This window comes from Pararhizobium mangrovi (assembly GCF_006516965.1).
In the GTDB taxonomy this organism is placed as follows: domain Bacteria; phylum Pseudomonadota; class Alphaproteobacteria; order Rhizobiales; family Rhizobiaceae; genus Pararhizobium_B; species Pararhizobium_B mangrovi.
This window is the reverse complement of sequence record NZ_VHLH01000032.1, coordinates 38528-47328: the sequence shown is the minus strand read 5'-3', so window position 1 is coordinate 47328 and position 8801 is coordinate 38528. Positions and strand designations below refer to the sequence as shown.

The window sequence follows — 8801 nt, the reverse complement described above, 5'->3', positions numbered from 1 at the left end:
GCGTTCTTCGCACCCGAGATCGGAATGCTGCCGTTCAGACGATGGCCACCGACTATGCGTATGCGATCCATGCTCTCTCCGGGCTCGAAAGAGAACCCGCTCCCGTTTCTCTACGCGACGTGGACGATTGGCGCGGAGCTTGCGCCCGGCGTGGTTAACGCGTCGTTAAGCGTGCCGTGTGTCGCGATCGCCGGATCAGACGCGGACGAGATCGACGCCGTTTTCCTGCATCGTCAGCTCGACGATGAAATCGTACCGGTCCGCCCGGTAGGTCGAGCGCGTGAATTCGAGGACCGTCCCGTCCGCCGTGTAGCTGCGCCGTTCGAGGACGAGCACGGCGGAATCCGGCCGCACCGACAGGAGTTCGGCATCCCGCGGCGAAACGGTATCGGCGGAAATGCGCTGAAGCGCGCGAACCGGCGGGCGCCCGCGCTGAGCGAGCGTCTCGTAAAGCGAATCTCCGATCTCGGCGATGTCGCCGATGAGGCTGTGTTCGATCGTCACCCGTTCGATCGCCATCGGAACATCGTCGGCAAGCCGCAACCGGTTGTAGCGCAACACACGCGCTTCGGAGCCGAGGCCGAGTGCCAGCATCTCCTCCGAAGCGGGTTGCGCAACGGTTTTTTCGAGCACTACCGAAGACGGGTTCATCCCCCGCGCGCGAATTTCCTGAGAAAAACTTCGCAACCCCCACAGCCGTTGCTCCACGCGCGGGATCACATAGGTGCCGGAGCCGTGTCGCTGGTCGAGCAGGCCTTCGGCGACGAGGACGTCGATCGACTTGCGCACGGTGGTTCGCGAAACGCCGATGAGCGCGGAAAGCTCGCGCTCGGGCGGAAGGGGCGAGGTGGAATCGAAATGGCCACTGAGGATTGCGGCCCGCATGCGCTCGGCAAGCTGCATGTAGATCGGCCCGCTCGCCTTCGCGTTCAGGTTCAGCCATTCGACGAGCTTTTCCTGCTCGCCGACGCTCGGGCATTTCGCGGTCATCGGGCCCTTCCGCCGAAGTTTTTCACAGCCAGTTGCGCTGCCGCCAGCGCGACGTCGATCGCCTCGAAGCGTATCTGCACGTCGCCAAGCGCTTGCCTGAACGTGTCGCGCAGCACGGGCGAAAGCGACGGAACGCGGCCGGTAACGTGGATCGGGAGCCGCCCGCAACGGGCGCGAAGTGCGTTTGCCAGAAGGGCGAGTTCGTCGCCGGCGCGTTTCATCAGATCGGCGGCAATAGGATCACCCTCGCTTTCGGCGGCGCTGACGGCAACGGCCAGTTCGCCGAGTTTTCCCCGGCCGTTGCCGTAGACGTAGCCGCGCACCGTATCCCAGTCGTATCCATCGATCGCCGCGAAGAGGTGGCGCGCGAGGATCGCCGTTTCGGTAGGCCGGCCGTTCCGGTCGATATCGCGGAAGACGGCTTCGAGCGCGCGCAAGGCGAGCCAGCTTCCCGAACCGGCATCGTCGATCAGCGGACCGCGTCCGCCGACGCGCGTCGACGTTCCGTCGGGTGCGACATGAAGGCCGATCGTACCCGTTCCGGCCGCGATCAGATGACCTTCGCCGGGCGAGAATGCGGCGTGATAGGCGAGTTCGGCGTCGTTGAAGAGGCCGATGGCATCGACCGGCAGATCGAGGACGTCGGCGAGGATCCCCCGCGCGGTCGGTTCGACCGGCGCGCCGAGGCCGGTGATGCCGGCGACGGTCGCCGTGATCGCATGCGGTCTGCAGGCCGTCGCGATCTCGGCGATCGCCTCATGGAATTCGCTTCGCGCGGCATCGCTGAAAAGGTTACCGGTGCCGCCACCCGCCACGCCGCGGACGATGAGGGTTCCGTCACGATCCACGAGCGCGAAACGCGAACCGGTGCCGCCCATGTCGATACCGAGGAACGTCGTGTTCATGCGGGAGAAACCCGTGCGGCGAATGCGCGGGTGATCTCGCGCGGATTGGTGATCATCGTGCCGACGACGACGGCGTGCGCACCGGCGTCGATCGCCGCCCTTGCGAGTTCTGGTGTGTTGAAGCGCCCTTCCGCGACGACCGGAACGGTGCAGCGGCTCGCAAGCGCTTCGATCAGCGCGAGATCGGGCAGGGCGGGGACCGGGCCGCCGGTATGGCCGGCGAGCGTCGTCGCGACGTAGGCCGCGCCCATCGCCTCGGCCGCGATGCCTTCTTCGAGGGTGGAAATGTCGGCGAAGACTGGACGATCGAGTTCTTCGCGGATGCGGCGCACGAGGACCTCGGGTGCTTCGCACGGATGGGGGCGATGCGTGCAGTCGAGTGCGACGATATCGGCGCCGGCACGCGCGACGGCCTCGGCCGCTTCGAAGCTCGGCGTGATGTAGACCGGATGGTCGGAGAAGATCTTGTTGATGCCGATGATCGGCAGTCCGGCCTCGCGTGCCGCCGCGATGTCCTCGGGGCCGTTGACGCGAAGGGCACCGGCACCGCCTTCGGCCGCCGCACGCGCCATCGCGCCCATGAACTGCGGGCCGTGCAGCGGGTTGTCGACGCGCGCCTGGCAGGAGACGACGAGGCAGCCTTTGGGAATGGCGCTCATTTCACGGCTCCCGAGGTCATACCGTTGATGAACTGACGCGACAGCACGATGTAAACCAGGGTGATCGGCGCCGCGGCCAGCGTCAGGCCCGCGAAGAGCACGCCCCAGTTCGTGTTGTATTCGCCCATGAAGGTCGTCAGCCCCTGCGGCAGGGTCTTCAGCGATTCCGTCTGGATGAAGACCAGGGGGAAGAAGAAGTCGTTCCAGATCGGCACGAGGTTCTGGATGGCGGCGATGACCATGGCGGGGCGCGCCAGCGGCAGAATGACTGACCGCATGATCTTGAACTCGCTTGCACCGTCCATGCGGGCGGCGTCCTCGAGGTCGCGCGGCAGGGTTCGGATGAAACCGGTCATGATGAAGACCGTCGAGGGCAGGCCCATCGCCGTATAGACGCAGATCAGCGAAAACTGCGTATCGAGAAGGCCGAGATCGCGCATGAGGATGAAGAGCGGAATGATCGCGAGCTTCAGCGGCACGGTCAGGCCGGCGATGAAGAAGAGGAGCAGCAGGCCGGACCCGCGAAAGGCGTAGCGCGCGATCGCGTAGGCGGCCATCGTTCCGAGGATCAGGATGAAGCCGATGGAAAGACCGGTGACGAGCACGGAATTGAAGAGGTAGCGCACGAAGCTCGTGCCGGTGGCGATCGCCTCGAAATTCGAAAGGTTCTGGAAATTGGGCAGCGCGAACGGCGAGGAGAAGATCTCGGCATTCGTCTTGAACCCGTTCAGCACCATGACGAGGATCGGGAACAGCATGATGAACGTGTTCGCGATCAGGAAGATCTGCAGGAGCGCGTCCTGCGTGAAGACGCCGAGGCCGGAGCGCTCGCGCGCGGCGGCGTTTCGGGAAGCGTCCACCGCCGTCATAGCTCGATCTCGCGCTTGCGCAGGTGCACCGTCCAGAAGCCGGCGACGACGGCAATGAAGAGGAAGGTGATGACGGCGAGCGCGCTACCGTGGCCGAAGTCCTGCGTGCCGGCGCTCTGGTTGCCGAAGGCGGTACGGTAGAAATAAAGGCCGAGAACGTCGGTCGAGCCGTAGGGCGAGCCGTCGACGCCCGCCATGATGTAGGGAAGTTCGAACCAGTTGAACGAGCCGATGAAGGTGAGGATGAAGACGATGGTCGCGCTCGGCGCGATCAGCGGCCAGACGATGCGCCTGAGGATCGAGAGTTCGCTGTCGCGGTCCATGCGGGCGGCATCCATGATCTCGCCCGGGATGCGCTGCATGCCGGCGAGATAGATGAGCGAGGGAAATCCGATCCAGTGCCAGGCGTTGACGAGAATGAGCGCGCCGAGCGCCGTCGAGCTCTGTCCGAGCCAGGGTTGGGCGAGCATGTCGAGGCCGATCGCCCGCAGTGTCTGGTTCACCAGACCGAAGAGCGGATTGAAGAAGAGCTTCCAGACGAAGCCGACGATGATCGTCGACAGGACGACCGGCAGGAAGACCGCGACGCGATGGAAGCGCGCGCCCGGCAGGTTGCGCCATAGCGCGTAGGCGATCAGGAAGCCGATGCCGTTCTGCACGACCATCAGCACCGCGAAGACGACGATGTTGTGCAGGAAGGCGTTGCGGGTCCACGTCGCGAAGGGTTCGCGGAAGAGCACGTCCCGGAAGTTCTGAAGGAAGACGAAGTCGCCCTGCGCCGCGCCGTTCCAGTCGAAGAAGGCGTAGCCGAGCGCCGTGACGATCGGGTAGACCGTGAAGAGCGCGAGGACGAGAACCGGGGGCACGATCAGACAGGCGATCCACAGGCCGCGTCGCGTTATCCGCATTCCGAACATCGCCTCCTCATTCCCTTCGTCGTTGCCCGGCAATGTCGCACGCCGCCGTTCGCCACGCCGGCGCGCGCACGTGCTGTTACTGGTTCTGGAACGGCTTGTAGTACGTTGCCAGATCCTTGGTCAGCTTGGCGCCGACTTCCTTCGGCGTGGCCTTGCCGGCCATCATCTTCTGGATCTGCTGTTGCAGAACCACCGAGCCACTCGGCTTTTCGTAGCGGAAATCGACCAGCATGACGTAGGGGATCGATGTCGTGTTCAGATCGGCGATACGCGAGAGCAGCGGCGACTTGAACTGCACGCCGGGAACCGGGGAAACGTTGCCGAGGCCGTTCGCGAAGGCCTGGCCGAACTTCTTCGAGGCAAGGAACTTCAGGAACTCGAGCGCCTCCTTCGGGTGTTCGGTTTTGGCGTTGGCCGCATAGCCGCCATCGTAGAAGACGCTGACGAGCGCATCCTTGCCGGTCTTTTCCGGCGGAGCGGGAAAGACGCCGATATCGAGTTTGGGATTCTGCTGCTTGAAGTTGGCGATCTCGAACGACCCGCCGGCGAACATGCCCGCCATGCCCGACGCGAAGAGTTGCTGGGAGGAGGGGTAGTCGATCCCCGTGAAACCGTTGGGGAAATATTTCTTGACCGCGTCGAGCTTGGCGAGCGCCTCGACGAAGCGCGGGTCCTCGAACGTCGCCTTGCCGGCCTGCAGGTCGTCGTAGAAGCCCTTGCCCATGATGGACGAGCCGAGCGCGAAGACGATGGTCTCGTTCTGCCAGGCGGTCGCCGTACCGTTCGCGAAGGGGTAGATGCCGGCCTGCTTCAGCTTCTTGCAGTCCGCCATCAGGTCGTCCCAAGTCTTCGGCGGCTCGATGCCGTTCTTCTTAAAGACTGCCTTGTTGTACATGACGAGCATGGTCTGCGAGGCGAAGGGGACGGCGTAGACCTTGCCGTCGGAGCGCAAGGTCTCGGCCTTGATCGCCGCCTTCGGGAACGTGTCGAGCGCCGGGATCTTGCTGTCGAGATCCATCAGGTAGCCTGGGCCCGCCACGGATTCGAACGCGCCGTAGGCACGCACCATCATCAGGTCCGGTCCCTGGTCGCCGGCGAGCGCCGTCGAAAGGATCGTGGCGTAGTTGTCCGCCTCGTACGCCTTGAACTTAATATGCGTGTCGGGATGGTCCTTCTCGAACATCGTGATGTACTTCTCGTACTGGCTCTTGTCCTCCTGGCGCCAGCTCCAGAACGTCAGATCGCTCGCGCTCGCGGGCACCATCGAAGCCGCGATCGCCGCTGCGCCGGCGGCGATACCAAGGGTCTTGAATACGGACACGTCTACCTCCTTGCCTGTTCCACTCGATTGAAATCCCCCCGTTCGTCGGCCAGCGAACCGTGCCGAAGTCGCCTGCCGCTTTCCGGGTCGAAGAAATGCAGCATGCCCGACCGCGCCTGCACGCGCACCGGTTCGTCCGGACCGTAATCCTCGTTCGGCGGAACGGCGACGGCGGCCATCGTGCCGTCGGCGAGGCGCACATAGGCGTAGGCCTCGTTGCCAAGATATTCCGTGTAGACCGTCTCGGCCTCGAAGCCTTCGGCCGTGCGGTCGCGGGTGAGCGTGAGGGCATCGGGACGCATGCCGAGCATGACGTCGCCCTTTGCGTCCGCCGGCGCATCGGCTTCGATCGCTCCGCCATCGGAAAGCGAAAAGCGCCGGCCCTCGCGCCGGGCGGTGACGAGGGTCATCTTCGGCGAACCGATGAAGGTGCCGACGAAGGCGTTGGCCGGCGTTTCGTAGAGTTCGCGCGGGCTGCCGACCTGTTCGATACGGCCCTCGTTCATCACGACGATCTTGTCGGCGAGCGTCATCGCCTCGATCTGGTCGTGGGTGACGTAGATCATCGTGCCGCCGATCTCGCGGTGCAGGCGGGCGATTTCCAGGCGCACCTGCGAGCGCAGGGCCGCGTCGAGGTTGGAGAGCGGCTCGTCGAGCAGGAAAACCTTCGGCTTGCGGGTGATCGCCCGGCCGATCGCGACGCGCTGGCGCTGGCCGCCGGAAAGCTCGCGCGGCTTGCGTTTGAGCAGCGGCTCGAGCTGCAGCATGCGGGCGGCCTCGTGTACGCGCCCGTCGATCTCGTCCTTCGTCAGGCCGAGGATGCGCACGCCGAAGGCCATGTTCTCGTAGACGTCCATGTGCGGATAAAGCGCGTAGGACTGGAAGACCATGGCGATGTCACGGCGTGCCGGCGGCACCCGCGTCATGTCCGCGTCGTTGACGCGCAGCGTTCCGCCGCTGATCGGTTCGAGGCCCGCGATCAGGCGCAGAAGCGTGGACTTGCCGCAGCCCGATGGCCCGACGAAGACGACGAATTCCTGGTCGGCGATCTCGAGATCGATCCCGTGCAGCACTTCGGTCTCTCCGAAACGCTTGGAAACCTTGTCGAGCGATAGCGTCGCCAACGTTCACCCCCGATCGATCCGTTGTTGCGACCCGAAGGTTTCATGAGCCGCTTGCGCAAGTAAAGGCCTTTATCCGAATTGGGCTCTATTAATATACCAATCAGGACCATCGAACATCGAGGTCCCCGGCGGGAGATCGAAACAATACGGCGCTTGGCCGGCCCGGCCGGAAGTTTCAGCTTCCGCCCCGAAGGCGGGGATCCAGTTCGTCGCGCAGCGCATCGCCGAAGAGGTTGAGCCCGAAGGCGACGACGACGATGGCGAGACCGGAGAAGATCGCCGGCCACGGATTGAGGAAGAGGAAGTTGCGACCCTGCGAAAGCATCATGCCGAGCGAGGGCGTTGGCGGCTGCGTGCCAAGGCCGAGGAAGGAGAGGGACGCTTCGACGAGGATCGCCGCCGAAAGCAGCAGGCTCACCTGTACGAGGATGACGCTGACGAGGTTCGGCAGGATGTGCATGAAGATGATGCGCAGGTCCGACGCACCGATCGAGCGCGCGGCGTCGACGTAGTCGCTCCGGGTGATGGCGAGCGCCGGGCCGCGCAGGAGCCGCGCGAAGATCGGAGAATAGACGATGGCGATCGCAAGGGCGGTCGGCAGGCTGCCCGCACCGAGCACGGCGATGACGCCGATCGCGAGCAGCATGATCGGAAAGGCGAAGAGGATATCCATCAGCCGCATGATGACGCGTTCGGCAAGCCCGCGGTAATAGGCGGCGAGAAGCCCGAGCGTACCGCCGACGAACAGCGCCACGAAGACGGCCGCCGCCGAGATCGTCAACGACGAGCGCAATCCGTAGATGAGACGGGACAGCACGTCGCGCCCGATCTGGTCGGTGCCGAGCCAGTGGACGGCACTCGGACCGGACATACGGTTGACGATGTCCTGTGCGAGCGGGTCGTAGGGGGCGATGAGCGGCGCGGCAAGCGCCACCAGGATCTCCAAGACGACGAGGCAGGCTGCGAACCGGAAGAGGCCGGACCGCCGACGCATGCGCGGCAGGGCGAAAAGGCGCGTGCGCTTCGGTGCGCCGGCCGCGACGGGGGCATTGTCTTCGATGCGGCTCATCGGTGCGATACCCGCGGATCGATGACGGCGTAGAGCAGGTCGACCACGAAGTTGACCAGCACGAAGACGAGCGTGACGAGCAGGATCGCGCCCTGAAGAAGGGGATAGTCGCGCTGCGAGATGGCGCTCAGAATGAGCTGGCCGAGGCCCGGTATCGTGAAGACCTGTTCGATGACGATCGCCCCGCCGAAGAGATAGCCGGCCATGATGCCGACGCTGGTGACGAAGGGGATGAGCGCGTTGCGAAGGGCATGGCGATAAACGGCGCCGCGTGCCGAAACGCCTTTCGCGCGCGCCGTGCGCACATAGTCCTGCTGCAGCGCTTCGAGAAGGGTGGAGCGCAGGAGCCGCGCGAGGTTCGCCAGGATCGGCAGGCTGAGGGCGAAGGCTGGCAGCAGCAGATGGCCAATATTGGCGAGCGGATCCTGCGAGAACGGGACGTAGCCGAGAATGGAAAGGTTCGGCGCGAGCGTCGAGAAGAGCAGGATCAGGAGAATGCCGAGCCAGAACGGCGGTATCGTCAGGCCGACGACGGAGGTCGCCTGGATCACCGGTTCGCCGGCGCGTCCGCGCACGCGTGCCATCAGAATGCCCGTCGGCACCGCCAGGACGACGGCGAGGAAGAGGGCGATGACGGTGAGTTCGGCGGTCGGTCCCGCATGGGTGGCGATCTCGTGGAGCACCGGCTTCCCCGTCCAGATCGACGCGCCGAAATCGCCCTGCACCACATTGCCGACCCAATGGAAATACTGTTCGTAGACCGGCTGGTCGAGGCCGAGGCGATGGCGCACCGCCGCGATGCGTTCGGGCGTCACCTCGGCATTCGCACCCAGCATGATCGCCACGGCGTCGCCGGGGATCATGCGGATGAACGAAAAGGCCAGCAGCGACACGCCGACGAGCACGATCGCCAGATCGAAAAGCCGGGCACGAAGCATCTTCATCGG

The 8801-nt window shown here is 64.8% G+C and carries 9 protein-coding genes; all 9 read right to left on the bottom strand.

What is annotated here, in order from left to right; all coding sequences use genetic code 11:
• Nucleotides 1-195: 195 nt before the first annotated feature.
• The gene (locus tag FJU11_RS15375) at nucleotides 196-990 is read right to left on the bottom strand and encodes a GntR family transcriptional regulator (protein ID WP_141167959.1); all 795 of its coding nucleotides are present in this window, start codon (nucleotides 988-990) and stop codon (nucleotides 196-198) included.
• Nucleotides 987-1895, bottom strand: coding sequence for an N-acetylglucosamine kinase (locus FJU11_RS15370; RefSeq protein WP_141167958.1), 909 nt, complete (start codon nucleotides 1893-1895; stop codon nucleotides 987-989). The genes FJU11_RS15375 and FJU11_RS15370 overlap by 4 nt, the downstream gene beginning before the upstream one ends.
• On the bottom strand, nucleotides 1892-2554 hold the full coding sequence (locus tag FJU11_RS15365; RefSeq protein ID WP_141167957.1) for an N-acetylmannosamine-6-phosphate 2-epimerase: 663 nt from the start codon (nucleotides 2552-2554) through the stop codon (nucleotides 1892-1894). The genes FJU11_RS15370 and FJU11_RS15365 overlap by 4 nt, the downstream gene beginning before the upstream one ends.
• Nucleotides 2551-3423, bottom strand: a complete 873-nt coding sequence (locus FJU11_RS15360) for a carbohydrate ABC transporter permease (protein ID WP_141167956.1) — start codon at nucleotides 3421-3423, stop codon at nucleotides 2551-2553. The genes FJU11_RS15365 and FJU11_RS15360 overlap by 4 nt, the downstream gene beginning before the upstream one ends.
• Complete coding sequence (locus FJU11_RS15355) at nucleotides 3420-4331, bottom strand: carbohydrate ABC transporter permease (RefSeq protein WP_235891059.1); 912 nt, start codon at nucleotides 4329-4331, stop codon at nucleotides 3420-3422. Before FJU11_RS15355 ends, FJU11_RS15360 begins: the two co-directional genes overlap by 4 nt.
• Nucleotides 4332-4416: 85 nt before the next feature.
• The gene (locus FJU11_RS15350) at nucleotides 4417-5661 is read right to left on the bottom strand and encodes an extracellular solute-binding protein (RefSeq protein WP_141167954.1); all 1245 of its coding nucleotides are present in this window, start codon (nucleotides 5659-5661) and stop codon (nucleotides 4417-4419) included.
• A 2-nt stretch (nucleotides 5662-5663) separates the two neighbouring features.
• Entirely contained in the window at nucleotides 5664-6785 is a 1122-nt protein-coding gene (locus FJU11_RS15345; RefSeq protein WP_141167953.1) for an ABC transporter ATP-binding protein, read from the bottom strand.
• Nucleotides 6786-6960: 175 nt separating this feature from the next.
• The gene (locus tag FJU11_RS15340) at nucleotides 6961-7854 is read right to left on the bottom strand and encodes an ABC transporter permease (RefSeq protein ID WP_141167952.1); all 894 of its coding nucleotides are present in this window, start codon (nucleotides 7852-7854) and stop codon (nucleotides 6961-6963) included.
• Complete coding sequence (locus FJU11_RS15335) at nucleotides 7851-8798, bottom strand: ABC transporter permease (protein ID WP_141167951.1); 948 nt, start codon at nucleotides 8796-8798, stop codon at nucleotides 7851-7853. The genes FJU11_RS15340 and FJU11_RS15335 overlap by 4 nt, the downstream gene beginning before the upstream one ends.
• Between the last annotated feature and the right edge of the window lie 3 nt (nucleotides 8799-8801).

Coding starts and splice junctions, on each gene's coding strand:
- FJU11_RS15375 (WP_141167959.1), bottom strand. CDS start 990: ATGACCGCGAAATGCCCGAGCGTCGGCGAGCAGGAAAAGCTCGTCGAA.
- FJU11_RS15370 (WP_141167958.1), bottom strand. CDS start 1,895: ATGAACACGACGTTCCTCGGTATCGACATGGGCGGCACCGGTTCGCGT.
- FJU11_RS15365 (WP_141167957.1), bottom strand. CDS start 2,554: ATGAGCGCCATTCCCAAAGGCTGCCTCGTCGTCTCCTGCCAGGCGCGC.
- FJU11_RS15360 (WP_141167956.1), bottom strand. CDS start 3,423: ATGACGGCGGTGGACGCTTCCCGAAACGCCGCCGCGCGCGAGCGCTCC.
- FJU11_RS15355 (WP_235891059.1), bottom strand. CDS start 4,331: ATGCGGATAACGCGACGCGGCCTGTGGATCGCCTGTCTGATCGTGCCC.
- FJU11_RS15340 (WP_141167952.1), bottom strand. CDS start 7,854: ATGAGCCGCATCGAAGACAATGCCCCCGTCGCGGCCGGCGCACCGAAG.
- FJU11_RS15335 (WP_141167951.1), bottom strand. CDS start 8,798: ATGAAGATGCTTCGTGCCCGGCTTTTCGATCTGGCGATCGTGCTCGTC.